At 38.4% G+C, this 26,380-nt stretch carries 21 protein-coding genes; 3 read left to right on the forward strand and 18 right to left on the reverse strand.

Features of this window, described 5'->3' with window-relative positions:
• Window positions 1-149: 149 nt before the first annotated feature.
• From B9N78_RS14500 to B9N78_RS14565, 14 genes are all read right to left on the reverse strand, one after another.
• A complete protein-coding gene (locus B9N78_RS14500; RefSeq protein ID WP_085103561.1) occupies window positions 150-1,013 on the reverse strand; it encodes a polysaccharide deacetylase family protein in 864 nt (287 codons plus the stop codon).
• Window positions 1,010-2,395, reverse strand: a complete 1,386-nt coding sequence (locus B9N78_RS14505) for a capsular polysaccharide export protein, LipB/KpsS family (protein WP_085103563.1) — start codon at window positions 2,393-2,395, stop codon at window positions 1,010-1,012. Before B9N78_RS14505 ends, B9N78_RS14500 begins: the two co-directional genes overlap by 4 nt.
• Window positions 2,388-3,479: a nucleotidyltransferase family protein gene (locus tag B9N78_RS14510; RefSeq protein ID WP_085103565.1), complete on the reverse strand. Its 1,092-nt coding sequence runs from the start codon at window positions 3,477-3,479 to the stop codon at window positions 2,388-2,390. The genes B9N78_RS14505 and B9N78_RS14510 overlap by 8 nt, the downstream gene beginning before the upstream one ends.
• Before the next feature lie 26 nt (window positions 3,480-3,505).
• On the reverse strand, window positions 3,506-4,558 hold the full coding sequence (locus B9N78_RS14515) for an N-acetylneuraminate synthase family protein (protein ID WP_085103567.1): 1,053 nt from the start codon (window positions 4,556-4,558) through the stop codon (window positions 3,506-3,508).
• Window positions 4,546-5,442, reverse strand: a complete 897-nt coding sequence (locus B9N78_RS14520) for a glycosyltransferase family protein (protein ID WP_085103569.1) — start codon at window positions 5,440-5,442, stop codon at window positions 4,546-4,548. Before B9N78_RS14520 ends, B9N78_RS14515 begins: the two co-directional genes overlap by 13 nt.
• Entirely contained in the window at window positions 5,439-6,152 is a 714-nt protein-coding gene (gene pseF / locus B9N78_RS14525; protein WP_085103571.1) for a pseudaminic acid cytidylyltransferase, read from the reverse strand. Before pseF ends, B9N78_RS14520 begins: the two co-directional genes overlap by 4 nt.
• Window positions 6,153-6,156: 4 nt before the next feature.
• Window positions 6,157-7,323, reverse strand: a complete 1,167-nt coding sequence (locus B9N78_RS14530) for a LegC family aminotransferase (RefSeq protein WP_085103573.1) — start codon at window positions 7,321-7,323, stop codon at window positions 6,157-6,159.
• A 10-nt stretch (window positions 7,324-7,333) separates the two neighbouring features.
• Window positions 7,334-8,332, reverse strand: a complete 999-nt coding sequence (locus B9N78_RS14535; protein WP_085103576.1) for an NAD-dependent 4,6-dehydratase LegB — start codon at window positions 8,330-8,332, stop codon at window positions 7,334-7,336.
• 91 nt (window positions 8,333-8,423) lie between these two features.
• Window positions 8,424-10,124 (reverse strand): ABC transporter ATP-binding protein/permease, encoded by a 1,701-nt coding sequence (locus B9N78_RS14540; protein ID WP_085103578.1) that lies wholly within the window; start codon window positions 10,122-10,124, stop codon window positions 8,424-8,426.
• 3 nt (window positions 10,125-10,127) lie between these two features.
• Entirely contained in the window at window positions 10,128-11,087 is a 960-nt protein-coding gene (locus B9N78_RS14545; RefSeq protein ID WP_085103580.1) for an NAD-dependent epimerase/dehydratase family protein, read from the reverse strand.
• The gene (locus tag B9N78_RS14550; RefSeq protein WP_085103582.1) at window positions 11,080-12,258 is read right to left on the reverse strand and encodes a glycosyltransferase; all 1,179 of its coding nucleotides are present in this window, start codon (window positions 12,256-12,258) and stop codon (window positions 11,080-11,082) included. The genes B9N78_RS14545 and B9N78_RS14550 overlap by 8 nt, the downstream gene beginning before the upstream one ends.
• The gene (locus B9N78_RS14555; RefSeq protein ID WP_085103584.1) at window positions 12,255-13,529 is read right to left on the reverse strand and encodes a glycosyltransferase; all 1,275 of its coding nucleotides are present in this window, start codon (window positions 13,527-13,529) and stop codon (window positions 12,255-12,257) included. Before B9N78_RS14555 ends, B9N78_RS14550 begins: the two co-directional genes overlap by 4 nt.
• 81 nt (window positions 13,530-13,610) lie before the next feature.
• Complete coding sequence (locus tag B9N78_RS14560) at window positions 13,611-14,768, reverse strand: DegT/DnrJ/EryC1/StrS family aminotransferase (protein ID WP_085103586.1); 1,158 nt, start codon at window positions 14,766-14,768, stop codon at window positions 13,611-13,613.
• A gap of 41 nt (window positions 14,769-14,809) precedes the next feature.
• Window positions 14,810-15,337, reverse strand: coding sequence for a winged helix-turn-helix domain-containing protein (locus B9N78_RS14565; RefSeq protein WP_085103588.1), 528 nt, complete (start codon window positions 15,335-15,337; stop codon window positions 14,810-14,812).
• An 829-nt stretch (window positions 15,338-16,166) separates the two neighbouring features.
• Here B9N78_RS14565 and B9N78_RS14570 point away from each other — a divergent pair.
• The 3 genes from B9N78_RS14570 to B9N78_RS14585 all read left to right on the forward strand — a co-directional run bounded on the left by B9N78_RS14570 (window position 16,167) and on the right by B9N78_RS14585 (window position 18,714).
• Window positions 16,167-17,114: a glycosyltransferase family 2 protein gene (locus B9N78_RS14570; RefSeq protein WP_085103590.1), complete on the forward strand. Its 948-nt coding sequence runs from the start codon at window positions 16,167-16,169 to the stop codon at window positions 17,112-17,114.
• A gap of 497 nt (window positions 17,115-17,611) precedes the next feature.
• Entirely contained in the window at window positions 17,612-18,328 is a 717-nt protein-coding gene (locus B9N78_RS14580) for a methyltransferase domain-containing protein (RefSeq protein WP_085103594.1), read from the forward strand.
• Window positions 18,325-18,714, forward strand: coding sequence for a GtrA family protein (locus tag B9N78_RS14585; RefSeq protein WP_170921442.1), 390 nt, complete (start codon window positions 18,325-18,327; stop codon window positions 18,712-18,714). Before B9N78_RS14580 ends, B9N78_RS14585 begins: the two co-directional genes overlap by 4 nt.
• Window positions 18,715-18,741: 27 nt before the next feature.
• On the opposite strand, the gene B9N78_RS14590 is transcribed toward B9N78_RS14585, so the two are convergent.
• The 4 genes from B9N78_RS14590 to B9N78_RS14610 all read right to left on the reverse strand — a co-directional run bounded on the left by B9N78_RS14590 (window position 18,742) and on the right by B9N78_RS14610 (window position 26,380).
• Window positions 18,742-20,547 carry a glucosyltransferase domain-containing protein gene (locus B9N78_RS14590; RefSeq protein WP_170921443.1) on the reverse strand — a complete coding sequence of 602 codons (1,806 nt, stop codon included), beginning with the start codon at window positions 20,545-20,547 and terminating at the stop codon, window positions 18,742-18,744.
• A gap of 665 nt (window positions 20,548-21,212) precedes the next feature.
• Window positions 21,213-23,114, reverse strand: a complete 1,902-nt coding sequence (locus B9N78_RS14600) for an ankyrin repeat domain-containing protein (RefSeq protein ID WP_085103602.1) — start codon at window positions 23,112-23,114, stop codon at window positions 21,213-21,215.
• A 1-nt stretch (window position 23,115) separates the two neighbouring features.
• Window positions 23,116-24,501, reverse strand: a complete 1,386-nt coding sequence (locus B9N78_RS14605) for an MBOAT family O-acyltransferase (RefSeq protein WP_085103604.1) — start codon at window positions 24,499-24,501, stop codon at window positions 23,116-23,118.
• A gap of 7 nt (window positions 24,502-24,508) precedes the next feature.
• Window positions 24,509-26,380 (reverse strand): polysaccharide biosynthesis protein, encoded by a 1,872-nt coding sequence (locus B9N78_RS14610; protein WP_085103606.1) that lies wholly within the window; start codon window positions 26,378-26,380, stop codon window positions 24,509-24,511.

Genomic DNA, 26,380 nt, shown 5'->3' on the forward strand with positions numbered 1-26,380 from the left:
AACCTTAAATCATTATTAGAGTGAGATATTCTTTGAGAAGTAAGTAGTCCTTATCATTATATAGATAAAAGCTTTAAATACAAACACACATCTAGTTCGTTAAGAAAAACTGAACGTAATGTCAACGGTAATAGCTCAAATATATTATATTATGAGAATAAATCTCGGTATAAAACTGTTTTAATTAAAGATAGTTTTGAAAGCATCCTGTCAATTTTATTGTTTTTAATTATATCATACGGATCAAAATAATGTGTTAAAAATAACTTGTTCTTAGAGATCACATTAATTGTTTCTACAAATTCTTTTACGAATAAATCATCATCACCCAGAAAAGGATTGTTTTTACGAAGCATGTTCCACGAATCAAATATTGCTAAAGGGAAGTGGAGGCTGCATCCTGTAGGAATCTCAATAATTCCATGTGAGTGGACCGATGGAGCCCCGAATCCTTTGTATCCGCACGCAGCGGTAGAGCTGCTGTATTTATAACCAAGCTCTGCCAGTATGGGATAGACGCTTTCTGTGTGAAGATTGCCGTAGTGCGGAGTTCTGAAACCGATACTCTCAACTCCAAGAATTCTGTGATAGACTTCATGAGCCTTTTCAATTTCTTCCTTTTGTTCAGCATGCGAAAGTTTATTGAAATACCTGTTCGGTGCCCAATGAGGGTTATCTGGATGGGTATATGAATGGTTAATTATCTCATGTCCCTCATTCACAGCACGTTTATGAATGTCTGGGTATTTTTCAACAAATTTACCGATTACAGCCAGTCCTGCTTTGATGTTGTGCTCCTTTAGCAGGTCAAGAAGTACAGGGAAGGCTTCAATATCTTTTTCAAAATCAAAATCAAATGTTAATGCGTATGCAGCGCTATCTAATGGATTTATTTGTTGAAGCATAAACTTCAAGAAGAAATCATCGGGCGAGAATCTGTGGATAATCTCTCTAGTTAAGCGCGCAACATATTTGTTAGAAACAGGTTTGACTAAGAATTGAGGGTATTTCATATGTCGACCCTGCTGAAGTATATTTCCTTGTTCTCGAGAACATGGTTAGCAAGATTTTGTCCTGAATTTCTTTTTTCAGTAGCATATTTTGTAGAGTGATCCACAAAAAAATCAAATGAAGCTCGATAGCTTGAAGCAAGTACCTGTAATTTTTCAATTTCGCTAAGTCGTGTTGGAGCATCAAGAAGAGATAATAGATCTCGCGGTGAATTTATATTTTGGATATATTTGGGGTGGCTGTACCATGCATCGCCTAGTGTATAAGCTGGTGTATTATAAAGAAGGGCTTCTAACCCTATTGATCCATTAATTGTGATTACCGCATGAGCTTTTTGGATAAGTTCTTTACCTGGGTAAGAAATTGGGGCCATCATTACATTCTCTAACCTCAGAAGTTTTTCATAATATTTTTTGCCCTGCCATCCATAGCTAAAAGGGTGCGCCTTAATTATTATATTTATATCAGAAGGGCCGTGGATAGCGAGCTCTTCAACAATTTTCCACTGATCTACATATTGAGAAGCGGCTGAGGTTGTGGTCGCTTCTGGTTGATGGTGCAGAAAAAAAAGAATGTATTTCCCCGCCGCTTCTAGCGAGAAATTCGCCGTCTGCTTTTTGAGATATAAACGATTACAAAGTCGCTTAAAGCCATAAGGAAGATTTTTTAATCTAATAGGAATTTTTTTTATTTCATTTAACGTTATTAATTTTTGCGAATAATTTTTAAGGTATGAAAGAGTGGGTTTGGTTTCATTAAATTGCGAAATTATTTCATTAATTATCCTTGTTTCTTCAGGTGTAGGAGTAATACCATTTTCCAAGTATTTTGTGAAAAGGGCACTTTTTCTTGCGATCCCATAGCTAAGTAAAGCCCTGTTATTGAAAATGCCTGGCTTAATAAGTGTATGATAAAACCCAAAGTTTTTGTTTTTTGAAAAGGCTTCAACCATTTGAAGCAAAATTAGGTCAATTGTATCATGGAAGGCAAATTGAATGTCGTAATTATCTGTCATATCTTTCATAAAATCGTAGGCTTGCATGTAATCCAAGCCTAGCTGATCTTTTGATAGCCAGTATGAAGAATGATCGATGTTTGCCTCTTGTGCTAACCTGCCGTAATAAAGATAATTAGAATACGATTCAAAAAGGTTAAGGCCCATTTCTTTTTCGACAGAGCGAACTTTTCCCCAAAAGTTAGGATCGTTGGAGTTTCTAGTTGTAGGAAGATGTACTCGTGTATGTTTGTTAGAGTAGGTTATCTCTTTTTTATACTCTAAAACTAGAACTTCGTATTCGTTTTGGAATATATCAATCATCCCTTGTATGTAGTGACGAAAAGTGTCGCCTCTTCCGATTAAAAGGATAGCTTTTTTTTTATTCATGTTGTTTTTTCTTATCTTTAAAGGTGGTTACATCTGTTTGAGCTTGGTTGTAATCAGCCATCTGTCCGATATCAAGCCAGTATTCCATGACGGGGAAGCTGGTGACAGTTCTTCCTTGTTCAAGCAAAATATCAATGAGGTCTGTCATATTGGTGAATTCATTATTAGGGATCATTTGTTGTACTTCTGGTTCCAACAAATAAATTCCTGCATTTACGAGAAAGGTTTTAGTTGGCTTTTCTTGAAGCTTGCAGACTTTTGGGCCTATGCACTCAACAACTCCGTAAGGAATTTGGAATTCATATTGTCGAACGCCAACAGTCAGTTTGGATTTTTGTTCTTTATGAAAGGCCAGCATGGCTCCGAAATCAACTTGAGTTAAAATATCTCCATTAATTACGAGAATAGGGCTTTCCGGTTTATCTATCAGAGATAAGGCGCCAGCTGTTCCAAGTGGTTTCTCTTCAGAAACGTAATTAATATCAACACCGAAGTTCGAGCCGTTTCCAAAATAATCAATTATTTTTTCAGGCATAAAATGGGTGGTGATTTCGATGTGCTTGATTCCCGCATTTTTAAGCTGGTCGATAATTCTCTCTAAAAGCGGACGGTCACCAACTTTGAGCATTGGTTTGGGCATTGATTCCGTCAGCGGGCGAAGTCTTGTACCAAAACCTCCGGCCATAACAACGGCCTTAAATTCTGGATTTTCTCCGCTGCAACCGGTAATGTCGCGGCGTAAAATGAGGCCTTTTAGTATTCCTTTTTGATCAACTACAGGAAGATGGTGTACTGTAAACTTTTTGCCATGATCCATTAACTTGAGGGCTTCATCAACGCTAGTTGTTGCTGTAGCTGTTAGCGGATCTGTACACGTGATTTCAATGCAGTGTCTTTCAAGAGACAAATTATCAAGAAAAGCTCTGCGGATATCGCCATCGGTGATGACTCCAATAAGGTTGCTATTTCCAGAACAAACCAAAAGAATTCCAAGGCTTGCCTCGTTTAATTTCTTGAGGCAGTCTTTTATGGGTGTTTCCGGGGAAACAGTAAGGCTATTCAGGTCATATTTATTTATTATCATTGCAGAATTTCGTTATTTTTTCGGAGTTATGCAAAATCATCCCATTTCACTTCAGCTCCATCTGTCAGATCCTGTGCTGCTTTTCTGCCGATAGCATACTTAAGCTCTTCAGGTCCGACGCCTGTTCCGGGGCGTAGGAAATCAAAATCTTCAGCTTTGAGAATTTCACCTTTTTTAATAGCTCTAGTTGTAACCATACTACGTCGGAATTTAGTTCTTTTTTCCATTTCCGCTTCACTTACAGTGCGAGTTGTAGAACCGAGAGCTTTCCAGACGTTCATACCGTCTTTGCATATAACAGTCATTTCTGCTGGATTTGCAGAAATCCAGTGATCCCATCCATCCATATCTTTATCTGTTGTGAAATGCTTTTCAATTATACATGCTCCGAGTGCAACAGCGGCCAACGGAATAGCAGAGCCTATAGTGTGGTCACTGAATCCGACAGGCACATCAAATGCCTGCTCAAGTGTTTTCATGTTATTCAGATGTATGTCTTTATATTCAGGAGGGTAAATGGAAATGCAGTGAAATAACGCGATTGGACCTGAACCTGCTTCCCGCAATGTGTTAACTGCAGTTTCGATTTCTCCCATGCTTGCCATTCCTGTAGAGAGCATCACCTGACACCCTTTACTACCGACGTACTTCAGTAAAGGTATATGGTTTACGTCCATTGATGCAAGCTTAATGCATGGTACATTCATTTCCAGAAGCATATCAACTTCTTCAGGTGAAAAAGCAGATGACATAAACTCCACGCCTTTAGTTTTGCAGTAGGCTAGGATTTCAAGGTGCTGTTCGTGGGTAAACTGGTATTTATCAACCATTTCTTTGAGCGATCCGAAATGGCGGTTTGTATCAGTGTATGTTGTATTGCGTTCATATTCTGCTTTTGAAATTAGAGTCTTACTGCTCCATGACTGGAATTTGACTGCATCTGCTCCGCATTCAATTGCAGAATTGATCATCTTTTTGCACAGACCCATGTCTCCGTTATGGTTGGCCCCTATTTCCGCAATAAAGTAAGGAGGCTCGCCAGGTCCGACAAGACGTCCGTTGAAATTTAATTTTTCCATATTTCCTCCAATTCGGGGTGTGCTATCCACGACCACCAAATGTGTTTTTCGCTAAGTTTATTTAGATTTCTGACATACCTGTCAAGATTATCAGGAGAGGACATTGAGTCCACAAAAATATTTAAGTTATCACTTGCCGTTTTGAATGATTCTGCTTTTTCTGAAAAGCTCTGCAATACATGCGTTTGTAAAAGAGAGTAATGCAGTTTTAACAGATTAGCAGCTTTGAGTACTTGCACTTTAGTAAAAGGAGGGAGAACTCTGGCTGTATTTTTAGGATGCTGCCTATACTGCATCAGCTGTTTAGAGGTTGTTTTAATTTTTGCTCCTAAAAGCCATGCTTTGGTTACCATAAACCAGTCCAGCATTACGCACTCCGGAGGAAACGGCATTAGTTTTTTTAGAAGCTCGCAGCGATAGGCTGTGTTGGATAATCCAAAGATATTCGCACGTGGCAGTAATGATATTAAATCTTCATTCTCAGAAACAGGGAATATTCTATTCAGATCAGAACCGTCTGCGTCAATTATATGAAGGGCGCAGGCGCAGAGATCACATTCTTTGAGAAGATTTTTTGATTCGCTAACTCTCTGCGGTAGCAAGATGTCATCACTATCAGTGAATACAACCTGCTCATATTCTTCAACTATAATTTTAAAGGCTTTAGCTCTGACTAGAGCAGGAGTTGCTCCTGCATCCGCCGTTATGAATTTTGCATCAAAAACTTTCCCGGCACTTTTAAAAACCTGCTCAGGCGTGAAGGAATCCAATCCGATAATTATGTCAAAGTTTTTGTCTGTTTGAGATTCAACAGAGTCAAACCACGGTTTTATATATGGCTCTTCACCGGGATAAATGGTGGTGTAAAGTGCTGTTGAACTCAACGAGCTTCTCCGTCCAATTTACGAGCCATCAAGAATTCAGCCATGTCCCAGTCATCATGGTCATCAATATCTACAGCTTTCTTCCAGCTAAGTTCAAACCCTCTTCTGTCTTGAGTGTGAAAAGTTTTTTCTTCACGCAGGACTTCACAGGTTGCCCACCATATTGCTCCGGTAGGGCAAAAAAGCGATGGAAGATCCTGACTTCTTTCTTTGAGCTTTTCAGCAAACAAGGGAGTTAAAGGCTTGCCTGCTTCCATTTCCATTGCCCACCACGGATTCAGCCAACCATATCTGGTTACACTGATTTGAGTCCGTGCATTCGCTGCTGTAAAGTGCTTGAAACTGGCAATAATATCGGAGGCATCCCGCATGGGGCAATTTGCCATAAGCTGACAAATATATTCATATTCGTTGCTCTCAGGATCTAATCTATTGAGAGCATCCAACGTTGCCGCGGATACGGGTGTTATATCATCTGCAATATTTTGATCCCGCATAAAAGGAACTTCTGCACCCAAAGATTTTGAGATGTCTGATATTTCCGGGCAGTCTGTTGATACGACTACCCGGTCAAAAAGGCCGCTCTCAAGAGCTGCTTCGATCGTATATCCGATCATAGGTTTGCCAAGCATTTTCAAAATATTTTTCTTAGGAAGACGCTTAGATCCTCCTCGTGCAGGAATGACAGCTATGGCCTTTTTTGAATTCATATCTCTAAACTCCGAGTATTCCAGCACCGCTCGGAATATTGATGACCCTTTTTTCAAGGGATTCAGCAACACTCATATCTGTGCGCGGGCAGTTTTCGTACATGGTTAATCTGTGCATGGCAGCCCATAAAGGACGGGTCATGTAAGATGCCCCGTTTGTAGCTTCAAGGACAGAGTCTCGTTCTTCTTCCATTCCTTTTTCAAGGATGATGGTGTTGAACCAGTAGTTGCTTTTGCAGCCTTCAGGTTCAGTCAGAAAATGGACTCCTTTAACTGTAGAAAAAGCGGTAGCATATGCTTCAGCCAACTTTCGCTTGCTTGCAAGAATGTCATCCAGCTTTTCCATTTGAGCGCAACCAAGTGCAGCATTAATGTTCGGCATGCGGTAGTTGTATCCCACCATGTCATGGAAATATTCCCACTTATGTGGAATCTTGGCCGTAGTCGTCATATGTTTGCAGAGATCAGCAAGTTTATCATCATCGGTAAGGACAGCTCCGCCGCCGCCTGTGGTGATAGTCTTATTGCCGTTAAAGCTTAATGAGGAGATTTTGCCGAATCTTCCACAATGTTTCCCCTTGTAAAAAGAGCCGATAGCTTCAGCAGCATCTTCTACCATCGGGATGGAAAACTTCTCGCAAAGAGCAAGTAGCCCGTCTAAATCAAGTGGAATACCGAAGACATGCATGGGCACTAAGGCCGCAATTCTGCGTCCGGTTTGCTTGTTGAAGCATTCTCCGCTACGGACTTCCGCTATTTCGGAAAGATGTCTGTCCAGTTTGGACGCATCGATTCCAAGAGTTGTTTCCTCAGAGTCTACAATATGCGGAACCGCTCCGATATAGGCTACAGCGTTGGCTGTGGCTATAAAGGTCAGGCCTGGGATGATAACTTCATCATCGTTTTTTACACCGGCAAGCATGAGAGCCATGTGTAAGGCCGCAGTTCCGTTGGTAACAGCTACTGCCCGTTTTGAGCCTGTGTATTCGGCCAGCATTTTTTCGAATTGATCAACAAATTTACCGACAGAAGAGACAAAAGTAGAGTCGATACATTCTTTGGTGTAAGCCAGTTCATTGCCGGAAAAAACAGGTGCATGTAAAGGTACAAGGCCGTCTTTAAAGGTTAAAACTGAGCTTAATGCTTGAACTACTTCTTTTGAGATGCTCATGATAATAACCTTACAGGTTGTATATATGGGATTTATACATTGCTAAATTTTGTGAAGAACTTAACCAGTCTATGGTATTTCTTAGTCCTTTTTCAAAACCATCCAAGTTCCCGAATTGAGGAACCCAGCCAGTTAACCGCTCAGCTTTACTTCTGTCTGCGAGTAATCTGTCCACTTCACTTTTTTTAGGTCTGAGACGCTGCTCATCGGATTCTATTTCAATATCTAGATTCATACATTTGGCGATAAGTTTAGCCGTATCCCCAATTGAAATTTCGAACCCACTTCCAACATTAATAACTTCACCAACAGATGAGTCCGATTTCAATATTTTAATGAATCCGTTAACAGTGTCAGATACATAGTTGAAATCCCTAGTGGGAGTTAGTGCTCCAAGTTTTATTTTGGTTTTACCATTCAGTAATTGAGTAATAATAGTTGGGATTACCGCTCTAGCTGATTGTCTTGGGCCGTAAGTATTGAATGGTCTAATTACAGCAACTGGGGTTTCGAAAGATCTATAAAAAGAAAGAGCTATCTGGTCAGCTCCAATTTTGCTGGCTGAGTATGGGGATTGCCCTTGTAAAGGGTGTTCTTCTGTAATGGGGACAAAAAGAGCACTTCCGTAGACTTCACTTGTGGATGTATGAACTACTTTGTCTATGCCGAGATCTTTGGCCGCTTGAACTATATTCAATGTCCCTGTGATATTTGTATCAACATATGTAGCAGGGGAATGGTACGAAAAAGGGATTGCAATAAGTGCTGCAAGGTGAAGAACTGCATCGCACCCTGTCATTGCTGTTTTTACTCCATTATAATCGCGAATATCACCTGGGAAAATTTCAATTTCCTTTAAGATTTTTTTATCTGTACGATCCAGCCAACCCCAGGAGTTAAAAGAGTTGTAGAAAGTAAATGCCTTAACATCATATCCTGCAAGGACTAATGCTTCTGTTAAGTGGGAACCTATGAAGCCATCTGCGCCTGTTACTAAAATTTTTTTCATGTAAAAACTCCGTAATAAATTGAGTGTCTTAGGAATATTTTAAGTGAAGAGAGCGTAGTTCCCACGTTCACATGTAACTATCTATAATATATTAGTTCTTGCCATTTACAAGAACAGGTTGTTTGTTCTCAATTCTATAAACTTTGTCACAACGTTCAATTGTGCTTAATCTATGCGCTATAATCAGTAATGTTCTATCTCCGCTAAGATCATAAATTTTATCCATAATGCGGCCTTCTGTTTCATTGTCCAAAGCGGAAGTCGCTTCGTCCAGAACTAAAAGCTTAGGATTGCCATACAGTGCTCGTGCAATGGCAATACGTTGTTTCTGCCCGCCAGAAAGCAGTATTCCACCATCTCCGACAATCGTCTCAAGACCTTCTTTTGTATTTAGAAAATCTAGAATATCCGCTTGAGCTAAAGCTTCTTTGACTTTGTCAGTATTCATGGGACGTCCGAAGGCTACGTTTTCAGCGACAGTTGCATCAAAAAGGTAAATATTTTGCGGGATATATCCTATGTATGAACGCCATGATTTTAAATTTTCTGAGCTTAAGCGTATATCATCAATTAAAATATTTCCGGAATATTCAGAATACATTCCGATGATGACATCAGCTAAAGTCGATTTACCAGAACCGCTGTCTCCGATAAGCGCAACCTTATCACCGGGGGTGATAGTGATGTTTACTTTTTCAAGGACAGAAGTTGCATCATCGTAGCCGAAACTGACATTCTCAAGTTTTACAGATTTGTTGAAAGTTAGAGGAAGTTCTCCTAACGGATGTGTTTGAATTGTAAAGTCTTCATGAACAATATCAAGGGTCTTTTTATAGTACATGATGTTGTTGTAGCTTGAAACTATACGATTTACAGAAGGAAGAAGTCTGTAAAGTGCAAGCGCGTACATTGTTACAATCGGCAAAACGGTTGTTACATTATTTGAGGTATAGACAACATAAACAACAATACTTATCAGTGTGGAAAAACCGATAGTCTCAAGTGAGTACTTTGGGACATTAGAGAGTGCTGCAGTTACAATATTAGCCCAGACAAAACCTTTGCTGGACTTCAAAAAATTATTAAGGGTCATTTGTTCGCTGGACATGAGTTTGATGATTTTCATATTCCCGAAAGATTCTCCCGCAATCCTGAAATATTTTTCTTGAAAATCAACTCTCTTACGTCCTTGTCTGGTGATTGTTTTAGTTATAGTTTTGATTAAAATTAAAACCATAACCCCTAAAAAGGCAGTAAGAGCAATGGTTATTTTGATATCAACAGCAAGAAGTATCCCGTATAGAAAGATAAGAACAAAAAATTCTGAGCAGAGTAATAGTATTGCCATGAACATATTGCCCATATTCTGTGTTTCAGAAACTAAGGCTTTTGAGAGATTTGCAGAGTTCATTCCGACAAAACGTTGATAACTCATAAACAGGTAGTTACTGAATAGCCTTTTAGCTATTGCATGAGCTCTACCTTGTGAAAATCTATTCATTAAATACATTGAGAGAATGTTAACAAAGCTTTTGAATATGAAAAAAGCAATGAACGATAGCCCAAATGTAACCACAAAATCCTTAGCCGACTGAAATCCTAGGAATGTATAGATATAATGATAGTATTTATTGGTCGCGATCAAGGTTGGGTCACTGGCTACGGCAATAAAAGGCATGACCGCAGAAATACCGATAGTTTCAATACATGAAACAAAAACAGTAAACAGCATCAGCAAAATAAAACTTTTGCGATCTTTGGGTGAAAGAATTTTTAACAGTTTTTTGATCATTTTCTAATCTTCAAATTCATAGTCATTCATATACCAATCAACAGTAGTTTTAAGGCCAATTTCCAATGGAACTTCAGGGATATACTTAAGTACCTTGGTAGACTTTGAAATATCTGAAAGGCGGTCTTTTACAGCGTCCCAGTTGCGTCTTTCTATGAAAACGATTTCTGAGGAAGAGTTTGTATATTCAATGATCAACTTAGCGAGATCTATGATTTTAGTAGGCTTTCCGGTCCCGCCGTTGAAAATATCTCCGTCTGTAACTTCAGATGTTGCTGCTAAAGTAAGAAGCTGAGCGGTGTTTCCGACAAAGGTGAAGTCTCTGGTTTCAGCTCCGTCACCGGTGATGTTAAGAGGTTCACCTTTCATTGCGCGGATAATAAAATTAGGGATGACGTTACGGTATGCACCATGCGGCTCATATGGTCCGTATGTATTGAAAACTCTGATAGATACGCTGGGAATAGCGTACATTGAAGCGTAATATTTAACATACAGCTCAGCCGTATATTTGTTGATGGCATAAGGAGTTTCATGCGGGTAAATGTAATCTTCCTCGCGCATAATCGCGGCGTTGCCGTATACGCATGATGAAGAAGTATATACGAACTTTTTCAGTCCTTTGTTATCTTTGCAGATTTCAAGGAGATTCATAGTCCCGATGATATTGGCCTGAACATCTTTGAATGGATGATCCACCGAGTTTTGATTAGCAAAATGTGCTGCCAGATGAAAAACGTAATCCGGTTTGAACTCGTGCATAATTGAGCGATAGGATTCAATTTCACCAATGTCGCAATTATGAAAAATAATGCGCTTATCATTTGGAAGATAATTCTTATATCCTGAGGAAAGGTTATCGAGAACAAGAACCTGTCCCACTCCGCCGTCAAGCAGTCGTTCGATCAAATTCAGGCCGATTGCTCCGGCTCCGCCGGTTACAAGAATTTTGGCATTATTCATCTATTAAAGCCTCTCGAATGTTTTCGTAGTTATTATTCATGTTGTAGAAATCTTTGCTACCCTTTTTGAGGGTTGAGCTGTCTGTGCTTTCAAAACGCTTCAGCAGGGCGACTATTGCCTGAACATCAGAACTGTCTGCAACGAGCAAATCGTTTTGAATTTTTCTGATTATATCAGTTGTTGTGGATGAAAGCGGCGTAAGCGCCGCAACAGGCTTTCCTGCTCCGATATAGTCCGCAAGTTTCGATGGGAAAAATGGTGAATTATGCAGTGGTGCATCGATTACCAGCAGAATATCTGCATCAGAAAGCACCTGAATTGATTTCAAATAAGGAATCGGGTCAAAAATTTTGATCATATCTGGACATTTTTCTTGTGCCATTTTGCGTTCGTCATCTTTCATGCGCCCGTAGAAATGGAATTCCAGATTTTCAGGCTTAACCTGATCAATTGCTTCTATAAGCGGAATGACTGAGCGTAGCCCGTAAATATTGCCGGTATGAGCAACTATTTTCTTATCACCGTCAGATTCTTTCGGTCTGTAAAGCTCTGGATCAAATACATGGGGCAAAACTCTGATTTTTGTATTGTCAGCCTTAAGCCCGTTAACAAACAAATCCCGCGTTTTTTCAGAAGTGACGGTGATAATATCACATTTTGAAATAATTCCAGACTCAAGACCTTTATTAATATTCTTCTGGAATCCTGTTCTGTAAGAGATGTAAGGATTGAGTGTCCATGGATCGGAAAAATGAGCTGTCCAGTGGATAGCTGGAATAGCTTTTTTAACTTCGAACCCGGCCAGATGGTTAACCAGAGGAGTTGAGTGGGTGTAAATATTCTTAATCTTAAATTCTGAAATAAGATTAAGCGCAGCTTTTACTGTAGGGAATTTCCACCAGAGTTTACGGTCGGTAATTTCAAGTCCGCCGCAAATGTAGTGCAATGCCTTTTCAAAAGGGAGTTTTTTAACCCTGTGAATGCTCAGATTTTCATGGTCACGGATGAGTGCTGGATCAAGAAATTCAAAGTCTGGCTTATCACAGGATGTCAGTACATGAACCTTGTGACCTTCTTGCGCTAAGGCTATAGCTCTGCGTTGAACCTGAATTGACTCAGGAGACAGAATGGGAGGAAAGTCATATGCTATGAAAAGTATGGGCTTTTTCATGAATTTATTAACGTCCTGTGGATTTCTGCAAAAACTGATTCCGCATGACTTGGTTCCCAGTGAGAATCTGCATATTGCGCGGCCATCTCACCAAATTTTCCCCGATTATTTTCATCTGAGAAGAAGTCAATCCCTTTGCTGTATCCTTCAGGTGAATCGTCAACCAGCATTGCCCATCCGTCTTTATATTCTGGAACAGCTTTTCCTTTTCGTTTGTTGACCAGAACAGGTAGTCCACAGAGTGAAGCCTCAAGTACAGTTTTCGGGAGCTCACTGTACTGTGAATGCCCAGCGAAAAGGTCATATGTATGCAGTGTGCGGCAAAGCTCATCATTTGTAAGAGCTGGAATAAACCTAACTTTATCAGAAAGTCCGAGAGCTGAAGATAATGCTTTCATTTCTTCTGCTTTTACTCCATCGCCGATAACGGTCAACTCGGCATTTTTCCCATGCATCCCTTTAAGGAGATTTTCTGGATTTTTGGCGGGAATAAGTCTGCCGATATATAAAATTTGCAGAGGTCCGGTTGATTCATAACTTTGCTTGCGTGAAAGAGCCGCATTGTTAATTACATTGTACGCTGTAATAGGGGCGGTAACTCCGCGTTTACGTGCGTAATCAACAATGGAGCCGTAGACACAACTTACTCTGTCCGCAGATTTTAGAGTGTAGCTTTCAAGGGCTTTTGAAAGTTGATAGAAAACTTGGGTTTTAAATCCGACTTCTTTTCTCGCTCTCGTTGCATCCGGTTGCGTGTGCAGTGATACAAATAGAGGAATATTTAGTTCTTCGTGAATTCTGGCCCCGAGATAGCCGTTAAGAAAGTTGCCGTAACAGCGGATAAGCTGAGGATTAATATCCCGTGCTAGAGCAATCCCTTGCTTAGACCAGTGTTTGAGTAGGCAGGGTCTCCAAAGCGTTTTCGCCAGAAGTGACATTCCGGAAGGAATATTATGCAATGTTAATTTTGCATCTCCGACAGTTCTTTGCAGTGGGCTAATTTCAGGTTTGTCGTCATTGGTCATCAGAATATGCACATGCTTGAAGATGCCGCCTGGATTATAGTAGCGGTCAATTAATTCGCCCTTTTTAATGAGATGTGAGAGGCGATCAGTTATTATGACAAGCAGTGTTTCTTGCATAAGAGATTGGTGGATTATATTCCAATATTCTTTTTGGTTTTTCCACTCATAATGTATTCCTGTTTTGAGAAACTCAATACCGCCTGCTTCAAGAGCCGCGGCTTCATGGGAGAAAATTTGTAGTATCAAACCAGATAAATAAAATTAATAAACCACAAATGAGACTCCCAATATGGTAAAACCCATAATGGGAGTCTTTTTTCAGTATATTTAAGCGTTTCTAATAATGTCAGCGATGAATTCCTGCTGTTCTCTTTCGAGATATGGATGCATTGGAATAGCAAAGATGCGGCTTGCAGCATCTTCACTGATAGGACAATCACCTGCTTGGTAACCGAGGTCTTTAAACGCTGTCTGCAAGTGGAGCGGGATTGGGTAATATACAGGAGAAGCAATACCCTTATCTTTCAGTGCTGTCTGAATTCTTTCGCGGTGTGCGCCGTCTTTTGCAAGAGAACAGTACTGTGCCCATACAGAGCGATCGCCTTCAGGCGTGCTCGGCGGAGTGAGTCCGTCTATATCTGTTAAAAGTTCTGCATAAGTGGCTGCAACTTTATCGCGTAGTTCCACTTCTTCAGGGAAAATATCAAACTTCGCCTGTAGTATAGCGGCTTGAAGACTATCCAGTCTGCCGTTAATGCCGAGGCGGACGTTATCATATCTGTCCGGTCCCTGACCGTGTACACGGTGAGAGCGTAGACGCTCGATCAGCTCATCATCATCAGTGAAGCACATGCCACCATCTCCGTAACAACCGAGAGGTTTGGCCGGGAAGAAGGATGTGCAGGTAATGTCACCGAATGAACAGGATTTTCTGCCTTTATTCTCTCCGCCGAAGCTTTGAGCAGCATCTTCAACTAAGAACAGGCCATGTTTATCCGCAATGGATTTGATTGCGTCGTAGTCGGCAGGCAATCCGAAGAGACCTACGGTGATAATACCTTTAGCAGTTAGTCTATCAACTTTAGGAAGAGGGTAACCGTTGTCACTGCCTTTGAGTGCTTCGATTGTTTTTTCGAGTTTTTCAGGGTCAATGTTAAAAGTTACGGGATCAATATCCACATATACAGGAGTTGCGCCCATAAGTGCGATTGCTTCAGCTGTTGCAAAAAAAGTGAAAGGAGTGGTGAAAACAGCATCCCCAGGTTTAACATCAAGTGCCATCAGCGCAAGCACCAAAGCATCTGTGCCGGAGGCGCAACCTAGAGCGTGTTTTGTTCCGCAGTATTCAGCAAGCCTTTTTTCAAGAGCAGGTATTTCAGGGCCCATGACATAGGCTCCGTGAGCCAAAACTGCGTCCATATTGTTGCGGACCTGTTCTTCAATGCGTGTGAACTGATTTTTAAGATCAATAAAAGGGATATTCATGAGATTATTTCTCCGTTTTTAAATCGATTCTTTAATAAATATTAGACGATCTTCCAATTTGGTCGTTTCAAATAAATATTACTTGTTTTTGAGAATTCTTCTGTTCCGAGGATCATAAATCTGATTTTGCGCTGAATAGCTTCTTCCGCTTTGGCGCAAAGGTCTACGATCCTGTCTGAATCAATGTCGTCTCCGATTATGAGGACATCAATCAGGCCGGAATCAATTCCTTTGGCGTAGTCGTCAAGGACATACACAGAATCAACATCCCCGATAGTGGAGAGAATATATTCGAGGATTTGGTCGATTCCGATATATTTACGGACGATTGAACTGATTTCTGGAAAGAAGGGGTGAGAGGAGTTGGCGTTGTAGAATATGTAACGCCCTTCTTTTTTCTTGTTCAGGTATCCGGCGTCACTTAAGCCGTCCAGTTCTTCCTTCATTGCGTTGGGAGAAACATCAAACTCTGCTGCCAGTTCTCTTAAATAGGAGGATACTCCAGGATTAAGGAAAAGCTTAAGCAGAAGTTTGATTCTGGTTTTTGATGTAAATAGTTCCTTTAACATGATGCTAGTTTGTTAGGTTATTCTGAACGAACTGTCAACTGAGGCAATGGCTTAAAATTAATGCGACAATTTAATTGTGTTCTTCATCATTAATATTGGGATCCTCGAATTAAGTCACAAACAATTTTTCTGACAGTATATTTCAAATTCAGTAATGACATACAGCCATTGCTGGAATGACGTCTTCTGCGATTGTAGTAGGCCTCAATAATTTGGAAAAAGGATTCGGCAACTGCAGTTACTCCTCCAAGTCATACTTTTTGATGCAGCCATATTTTTTCATAGATCTCGTGTACGGCGAACTTTGCTGAATCGGTCTTCAGCTTGCAACTTTGCCGTAATAATAGGGCTGCCCCACAATCTCGTAATAATTCACGGCGCCATCAATAAAAGAGCTTACGAGAAATAACGAGGCTCTCAGCAACTCCGGAATGTATGCGATCCGGCTCTTCACTCCAAAAAACTGCATTACGTTTGAATTCTATGTCAGAAGTTCAACGAATACATAACTCAAGATTTTTCTTCAACTCTCTAAATAATATAATTGTGTCAACCCAAAAGAAATTGCTCATGCTTTTCTTGGATTCTTTAATTGAACTTTTGCAATCGTATTAACAACACTATTAAGTTTTGATTTTGAAATGTCGACAACTTCGAACATTGTAGCAGGATCAAACAGCCCTATAGAGAACGAAGGTGTGATCACGTTCCTGACGACCAAATAAGCTTAAGCATCAACGGACACACTTGCTTAAGTAAATCTTACTTGTTAAGTAATCTGTGAGTGTTATCATATAAATTTTTTTAGAAATATTATGAGGGTTTTAGTTTGAAAAAAAAACCGATTTTAGCCATTATTATTCCTTGTTATAACGAAGAGGAAACACTCTTTTTTACTTCTGAAAAACTTTTGGAAATATTGCAAAAGTTAATTATACAACAACAAATATCCTCACAAAGTTTCCTTTTTTTTATAGATGATGGCAGCAAAGACAAAACTTGGGAAATTATAAGCTCTCAAAGCCAAAAAAATCCACTAGTAAAAGGGCTAAAGCTCTCAGCTAATGCAGGTCACCAAAATGCTCTCCTCGCGGGCATGTTTTCTACTTATGCCGAGGTTGATTGCATTATCTCTATTGACGCGGACCTGCAGGATGACATTGATATTATCCCAGAAATGATCAATGAATTCCAAAAAGGGAATGAGATCGTGTATGGCGTGCGATCGGACAGGAAAAGCGACTCACTGTTTAAACGCAAAACGGCAGAATGGTTTTATTCATTTGTTCAAAAATTAGGTTTAGAAATTAAACCTAATCATGCTGATTTTCGGCTTATGAGCACAAAAGCTGTTAAGGCATTAAATGAATTTGAAGAATCTAATATATTTTTGCGAGGAATTTGCCCAAAGCTTGGTTTTCAAACCTCAGATGTTTTTTATCTCCGTCAAAAAAGGGTTTATGGAGAGACGAAATATCCTTTGGCTAAAATGTTGAGTTTTGCTTGGAACGGAATATCATCATTTAGTATAGCTCCCTTGAGACTTTCAGGTCTTATGGGAGGGCTGTCACTTATGGTTACGTTAGTGCTTTCCATTTCAACATTTTGGGAATATTTGGCAGGCAGGACCGTTCCAGGTTGGGCCTCTATCATGATTGCAATCTTGTTTTTAGGATCTGTTCAACTTTTAAGCATAGCCATTCTTGGTGAATATATTGGGAAGATTTTTACAGAAGTAAAAAAACGGCCTCGATATATTATTGAAAAAAAAATATAGGTGTAGGATGCATATTTATAGAGAAAAATTTTTTGATTATATCGAATCCGGTTCGCTAGCTTCTGCAGAAGCAATTGTTCCAATTTTAGTAAAAACATTAAAGCCGAAGTCTATTCTTGATGTAGGATGTGGGCGGGGTGCCTGGTGTTCAAAGTTGGTCAAGACTATAGTGAATAAAACATTTGACCGCGGCTTATGTTAATACGAAAAGTCGATTATTCTCACGAAAAATTTAAATTTAAGACCTAGCAAAACCATTTTATTAAAATCATAAATTTGATCTTATAATTCCACTTGAAGCTACAGAATATATTAAGTTGTTATAACCAAAATATTTAAAAAAACATCTGACAGACGTAATCAAAAACTATTGCTGCAAGTGTAAACCTCACTGATGCAAATCCTTTCTGTTGGAAATTTTGATTGTTAGTGACTTGAGGTTGCTGTAATAAATTATTCTGTTTTAAGCATGTTTATAAGATATGGAGAAATATAAAGTGAGCTCTTTTTCCTCAAAGCAATTTAATATGTCATACCCAAATAACATTGACTGTCATTACTGGACTGTAGCCCGCAATAAGATCTTATGTAATGAACTTAAAAAAATAAACTTTTCAGGGTTAGCACTTGATGTTGGGTGTGGCAGAGGGGTCGATGTTCAAAAGTTTCGCGCTGCTGGATTCGATTTTTATGGAGCTGAAGTAGGAAATCCAGAGCCTTATTTTCCAAACTATGAAGAAATTCTTTATTATGGACAAGATTCTTTTGACTTAAACGAAGACTTTAGAAAAGAAGTAGAAGTCCTTTCTTTTCTGGATGTATTAGAACACATCAAAGATCCAAAAACATTTCTACAAAAACATTTTGAATATTTTCCTAATGCAAAATGGATAATTGCAACGGTTCCTGCACGGCAAGAGTTATTTTCTAACTATGATACTTGTTTTGGGCACTACAAAAGATATAACCTTGCATGTTGTGCCTCACTTTTTTCAAAAAATAAAATATTAAGCATCCAATATTTTTTCCATTTACTTTATTTCCCAGCTTTATTTTTTAAAATATTTGGAATAAAAAGAAATACTACGATTTCTCCTCCTTCTAAACACATACAAAAAATACATAATTTTATTTCAAAATATTTTATATATGAAGCAAAATTCTTTCCTAAAAAATTTGTAGGTTCTTCAATTTTATGTGTTGTAAAGATTTGATTAAAACAATAGGTGTTACTTTTTTAAAGTTTTCTTTTGTTGGTGTGCTTAATGCAATTGTCGGAGCAATTGTTTACTACACTGTTTTATTTTCTCTGAAAACATCTCCTACTACAGCGTATGTACTCTGCTATATTACAGGAATTTTTTTTAGCTACTTTGCTAACAAAGCTAAAACATTCAAAGACAACACACCTTTCTGCGTTAAACAGCTAACATCATTTATAATTATAAATATTTTTGCTTGTTTATTATCGCTTGCAATGCTTTCACTTGCAATAAATTGTTTTCATGTATCCTCAGAAATTGCCTATTTTTTTGCCATACCAGCTTCACTTGTGGTAAACTTCATAGGAAACTTTTTCTGGACATTTAAGAAAAGCTAACCATTTGTTTTTCTTAAATGTCTACGACTAGTTAACAATAAACCAGTACGGGGTCGACTCAATAACCTCATTGGTTCCTTTTTCTACATATACTCCAATAACATAACAAGTATTCCCAGCAGTATCAAATTGAATGTCCAACTTAGGATTAGAGGTGGAGAGATTCTTGCCTTTTTGAGCTGTCACATCAACTACAGTCCAAAAATAGTCTAAATTTTTACTCTCAGAAAAAGGAGTATACTCGAAATGATATTTTCTATCACCAACAAGTGTCGGTTTAATAGTAAGATGTGGCTCGTTTAGCTTTATAACAACGAGATCTCCATCAATAGCAATTGCCCCTTTTTGAGGGTATATAGGCATGTGTAAAGCCATTTTACAAGCTCTTAGGAAGTCTTTATCATCCTCAATATGCTTTACATCATATCCTAAAAAAGACATTATTGTTGAAAATTTATGACTTTGATTTGGTCTGCTGAGTCCCACAAAATTACCGGAATAACCAGAGCTAATTTCATTATAAGGCTGAGATTGTTCTGATTTTAAAATATCATTAGGTAAATTACCTACAATTGCTATTTTCGAATCCGCAGAGAAACCTTTCATTTCTTCAACACGCGAAAAAATGCGATTTACAGTCAAAAGAGTTGCTCTAGTTATTAGTGAAGCTTTATAGTATTGAGCATTATTTCTATTTGAAAACATCATGATCATTAGTAAAGCCAAAACAAAAACAACATTTTTAGTCCAATTTGAAAATTCTGCAACAATTGAGACTGAAAGTGCAATTATGATCATTATTCCATATGTCTGCAAAATATTTATTTCTGCAAAAGGAGCAACAAAAGTCACCGCAAAACCCATAATAAGTATAATAAATAAAATAAATCCACTCAATGCAATGTTAACTATTTTAGTTTGTAAGGATTTTTGAGAAATTGATCTGCAAAGAATCACTATTATTGTTAATATCGAAAGAATTGAAAGCAATGTATAAAAAAAACTTGGCATGTTAAAAAAGTGATTATTCAAAAAACTGGTATATGCCGTGTAAATTTTTTGTAGTGCGGAAAATGATACATCAATACTTCCAATTCTGTCTGCTCCTTGATTCTTCCCTAATTCAGCATGATGATAAAGTGTAGATAGTTTAACCGCACCAATGTAAAAAACTCCAGAAACGACAGCATAAAGGAAAAAGAGACCCGTTTTTTTAAGCAATAAAAGCAGATTATTTTTTTGTGCCATATCATGTTCCAACACAAAAAGAAGCAAGACAGAGGTGCAAAGAGTAGCTGTTACGGATAAATACGCTTGGTATGTTCCAAGAGAAAGAGTAAGAAAAACAGAACCAATAAAAAAGTTACCCCAGCCATCTTTGTTTACAAAATAAACAGATAGTATAGAAAAATAAATAGCTACAGCGTAAACAAGAGTCACCATTGTGTATGTCATCCCGACGGAAAAAGCCGGGTAGGAAATAATTAATCCAGCTATAACTGATTTTGTTGTTGTTGATTTGGCAGACAACAGCTTAGCAACTAAAACCCCAGATGCTGCAACGAGTAATATAAAAATAAATGTTTGAAAAAATTGAAATGGCTGACATTCAATGCTGCCATAAACAATATCTGAAAAAAACCTTCCAGAAGTAAAATAACCGACAAATTGCCCTAAGTTGTCATCTTCATTAATAAAGAAGCCTAGCAGAGCTGCTCCATGAGCACATAATCCGATAAAAATAGAAAATAAAAATGCAATTTTATCACTTCGACTTATTTTTTCATACTGGGTTGCAATATAGCTGTTTATATCGAATTTAGATATTTCCATTGACCTCATCTCCTGAACTACTGTTTTCGAAAACTAATTTAAACATCTATATAAACACAATAATTAGCGGGAATTTCTATCTTAACGCCGCTACGGGCTAGGTTCGTTCTACGGCCGGACGAAATACTCATTTCATCATGATAATTTAGCGTCCTATTAAAGCAAAACATATTTATAATCAAGTCTGTTCATAATCAACAATTATCGCATCTGTCTTTGAAAATCAGATATTAGCGTGAAACATATACACCATTGAAATCAGCAACAAACCAAGTCTGCGGAAAGATTTAATTTGAGCGTCCGCTACGACTTGCTGAACCAACTTCTTTTTGCGAATATTAATGAGGCTCAGGATTATGTTACGGATTGTCTTTTTTGACTTATAATATAAACGCCCTCCTATGAGTATAGGAGGCATTATACCTATGTAAAACTGAGAATGGCTGCATAGCTCTACTTGAAAGAACTATTAAAAATGGGATGATTACCGAAGACTGTCTAACGGCTGGGATAATGCGAATGCCGATTCTTTTTCCACACTTTAAAAACTCAAATGGGGCTATCACAGAATCTTTTCAGATAAACATGAAGCAGAAATTGCTATTTTTTAATATATTGAGGCCTATTACAATCGAAAAAGATGTCATTTCAGCAATAGATTAAAATTAATGCAGCAATTTAATGGCGTCATGCTGTCCCAATAATGGAATTAAATAATTTAGTTCTTTGATGATTTCATTAAATACTCTAGTCTCATTAGCTTTGCCTGAAGGTGATAAATTAGTTAAGTTGGTAAAAGTTTTAGTTATAATAGATTCAATCCGTTGACCTGTCTTAATATTTTTGAAGATATACGCTTCAGTTGGAGTCAGCGGATACTTGTCTGCGCCTAAGCATAAAATCGGTTTACTGTTTTTAATTTTAAGATAATTTTCATCATTTTTAAGCTTAATAACTATGCCTGTTTTGCTATCATCTGATTTATAGTATTTTCGGTGAATGGCTAAACACTTTTTGTATAATTCAATATTGTTTGGATCATTTTGTAATTTTTTAAGTAATACCGCATGTTGTGCTAAAGGGCTTTGAGGATAGTTAGAAATAAGATAGTTAAAAACGTCTTTATTTTTACATTTTAATGCAAGGGTAAATGCGGATTCGTTGAAGTATTTAATTGTTGTCGTCGCTGTATCAATATAATTGGGTAAAGCTCCGCTACCAAGAAGATATTTAATTATTTTAATATCAGGAGAAAATATTATTGAAAGTAGTAAAGGGGTCATCCCGTCTTGTTCTTCATGATTTACGTCAGCACCTAGAAGTATAGCATTTTTAACCATGCCAGAGTTCCCGGACATGATGGCTTTAAACAATGATGAGTTTAGATATTGGTTAAAGTCCCTTCCGTTTTCTAGAAGGGTTTTTAGTTGTTCATTTTGAACAAGGAGAAATGCATCGTCTATGATACTTTGCTTGCTGGATTTAAGTGATACAGCATTGTCATAAATATTAAGTAATAAATCTTTTCGTCCAGATGTCAGTAATGTTTGTAAAAAAATTGAATAACTTGTATTAGATTTATTTTTGTATAGTCTTTTTTTTAGGGAGTTATAAGTAATTTTTTTGTAGTCCACGTTGGCTGGCAATTCCCAAAAGAAGTCAGGAATTGCTGGGGAGGTGGATGAATGCAAAATCTTAATAAAATCAACAAGGCCTTTTTTATTAAGGTGGGACGGATCAGAAAATAAATCAGCATTACCTGTTAAATCCGTATTTAACTGGAAACAGTATAAACTTCCGGATGCCGTAGTTACTTTGGTAAAGATGGAATTGATTTTATTTTGTTGTTCTTGAACGAAAGATTGGAACCATGGTGTAGTAAAATATAATGTTTTAATTTTGTTTTTTTTACAGAATATGGAAATACTTCTTAGAGATTTAAGGTAATACCGTGTGACAAAATTGCTTGAAAAGAAAAGATCCTTTTCATTGTAAGGTTTATCTACTTTATGAAGAGTTCCGTAGCTATCGATATTGTTAGGAAAATTCTCATTTCCGTATTGTTTACTGTTTGCAACTAAGCAATTCCATGCATCTTCTATCTTTTTAGGTCCTATATTTCTAAGTGTTTCCAAAAATAGTCTGTTTTTGTTGGCCATCTCAGGGGCTGTAGCCGTGTAATGGAAGCCGTTAATATCAACTAAAAAATATATATTAGTAATATTGGCGAGCTGTTTTTTACTCAGCATCTTTAGAAGAGCAAGAATATCACCAGGATTGTTGTATATGGATGTACTGAAATTTAAGATTGGTTCGCCCATAATTTCAGATGATAGAAGCATTGTTCTACTGCTTCCAAATACAAGTGCATATTTCCCATCATTAAGTTTTGAAGCAACTTGCAAAGCTGTGGTCTTTTCAGCTTTAAGTTTTAGCTTGTTGTAATTGCCTTCAATCAGCCTGAATTCACCATAAGGATCAATAATAAGATTAACAGTGACGATTAGGCTTATTATGAGCGCAGCAAGCATTGAGATGGTGTATATGGTCCATTTGCGTTTAGTCATATTAAAAATCAAAGTAGAGGAAAGTTTGATGCGAATAGAGCTTTATAAAAGCAACTAAAAAGAAAACTATTGCCAGTGTAGATTCTTTAAAAGAAAATTTCATTGAATGAGCTGTTTCTACAGAGTTTTTGAAAAGAACAGTAAAAGCTACAAGTCCTATGCATATCCCCAGCTGTATAAAGTCATCAGTAAGGGTGAGTGCTGTTGAAAGTCCTATGTTGATCATTCCCAGCATTCCTTTGTAAATTTTAACAGCATCATATGTTGTTGTGGCTCTAAACAGTACCCAACACGCGTTTACGTATAGAAAAGTTAGTAGCCACCCTGCGTAGGCAGGGAGCTTGCCTCCAAGGTTCTGCCATATTCTATGAACTACCATGGCAATACCGTGTAGTCCGCCCCATAAAACAAAGTTCCAGCCTGCGCCGTGCCATAGCCCGATTAAAAGGAACGATGAGAAAAGATTTGTCAGTGTTATATAGCTTCCTTTGCGACTTCCCCCCAAGGGTATATAAATATAGTCGCGTACAAATCGGCCTAAAGTTATATGCCATCTTCTCCAGAATTCCTGAATATTAGGTGATTTGTATGGGGAGTTGAAATTGTTGGGAAGGGTTATGTTAAAGAGCAGTCCCAATCCTAATGCCATATCAGTATAACCACTAAAATCGAAGTAAAGCTGGCAGGTGTAAGCAAGACTTGTTGCCCAAGAATCCCAAAAAGGGAGAGCTAAAGCTTTATCAAATCCGGTTTGGACATACGGCGCGAGTGAGTCCGCAATAACGACTTTTTTGAATAGTCCCATGCTAAAGAGAAAGAAACCTTGTCCAATATTCTGATAATTTAATTTACCCGCTTCAGGAGAATTAAAAAGAGGTGTGATTTCGTGCTGATAGCTTATTGGTCCGGCAACGAGCTGCGGAAAGAAAGAAACAAAGAGGGTGTAGTCTAATAGATTACTTCTTATAGCTTTGCCGCGATATGTATCAACCAAAAAGGATATTTGCTGAAAAGTATAAAAACTTACACCTAGCGGGATAATAACTTTTTCACTTATTGAGGGGACTCCAATCAGCCCGGAAATATTATCGAAAAAAAAGTTTTTGTATTTGAAGTAGCCAAGTACAGAAATGTTTCCGCATACGGCTAATGCCAATAAGGCCTTACGGCGCCAGCGGTACATGGCTTCAGCCATCATAAAGTTCCAAATGATAGTTCCGCTGAGTAAAAAAAGGTATTCAGTTTTCCACCACGCATAAAAAACAAATGATGCAAGGACTAAAAATAGTTTACCTGCAAAGTGCAGTTTAAATCCTCGCAACAGAAAGTAGAATGCAAATACAATCGGTAGAAAAAACAGGATAAAGATATGTGAGTTAAATAACATTTAATTCTTAACCCTCTTCATCAAATTCAGCAACAGTCTCATGCAGTACCGCGCGGACTTTATCTCCGTCAAATTCATGAGCCGCTTCTGCCAATTTTTGAAGTAAGGCGCTTAGTTCTGCGGTGTAAGCTTCAATATCGTTTTCAGTAGCTTTCAGGACCATGATTTTTTCATGCTCCGTGCGGACAATATCTTCACCTTCGGTAATTAATTCTTCGTAAAGTTTTTCTCCTTCGCGAAGCCCGGTGAAGACAATCTCAATATCTTTGCCCGGTTCTTTACCGGAAAGTTTTATTAGGTCGCGGGCCATGTCTGCGATTTTAACAGGCATTCCCATTTCAAGAATAAAAATTTCTCCGCCTTCGGCCATTACCCCGGCCTGTAATATAAGCTGAGCTGCTTCCGATATGGACATGAAGTAACGGGTTACGTCCGGATGTGTAACAGTGACAGGACCGCCATGCTCAATCTGTCTGCGGAAAAGAGGTACAACCGAACCGGACGAACCTACAACATTGCCGAACCTGACAGCCATGAAGGTGGTTTCAGAATGATGGAAAAGACGCATGAGCAGTTCAGTTACTCTTTTGGATGCGCCCATAATATTTGTAGGTCTGACCGCTTTATCCGTTGAGACAATAACGAACCTGTCAACGCCATGTTTGTCTGCCATGGTCATAACATTCTTGGTTCCGCAGATGTTGTTAGTAACTGCCTGCCAGGGATTACGTTCGACCATGGGAACGTGTTTATATGCCGCCGCGTGAAAAACCGTATGCGGTTTATGTTCCTCGAAAGTACGATCAAGCAATTTTAAGTTTTGAACAGAGCCGAGAACTGTCACATATTCATGAAATTTAAGTTCGTGGTGCAGTTCCATCTGTATTGCATAAAGATTGGGCTCACTTGCATCAATCAGAATCAGTTTAGCCGGATTAAAGCGTATTACCTGTCTGACAAGCTCAGATCCTATAGAGCCTCCGCAACCTGTTACTAAAACAGTTTTGCCGGAAATATACTTGCTGATACGGGTTGTATCCAGCTGAATCTGTGACCTGCCCAGAAGATCCTGATAGCTGACATCACGTAGCGATTTGATGCCGACTTTTCCATTAATAATCTCATCCATCCCGGGAAGTATTTTGTACGGAAGTTTTGTAGCCTTACATGCATCAATTATTTCACGCATTTGAGGCCCGGAAGCTTCGGCAACAGCAATGAGAATATTACTGACGCATCTTCTTTCGATAACCTCAGAAAGAATCTCCAGCCCTCCAAGTACGGGTATTCCATGGATAGTTCTGCCGCGCTTGCTGCGATCGCTATCGATAAAACCTATTGGAGTGAATTTCAGCTGACCGCTGCTCATTATTTCGCGGGCAACTTTTTCGCCGGCCCTTCCGGCTCCGATAATTAGGGCATTACGTCCGTCACTAGGGCATGAATCCTCAGTGAATTGTAATGAATTGCCCTCATGGTAGGAATAAAAAGCTCTGATGAGAACTCTTACTCCTCCGATCATGAATATGGTAAGCATCCAGTCTATTATGAATACTCCGCGTGAAAATCCACCGAATCCGAATTTGTAAAGGACCAGAGTCACCAGGATAATAGATTGCAGGAAAGTTGCTTCAATAATGCGCCAGAGATCGCGAAGGCCAGTGTAACGCCACATTCCTTTATATAATCCAAGGCCCATAAAAACAGAAAATTTAATTATTATGTCGTATTTTAGAATCGCTAAAAATTGGAACTGCGAATATTGCGGAAGCGTAAAATCAAAGCGAAAAAGATACGCACCATAAAAAGAAATGCCGAAAATAAAAAGGTCCAAAAGGACCATAAGATAAAAATTGATATTACGCAGGTTATTGATCAT

The sequence above is a fragment of the Desulfovibrio gilichinskyi genome, from assembly GCF_900177375.1.
Classification (GTDB): Bacteria; Desulfobacterota; Desulfovibrionia; order Desulfovibrionales; family Desulfovibrionaceae; genus Maridesulfovibrio; species Maridesulfovibrio gilichinskyi.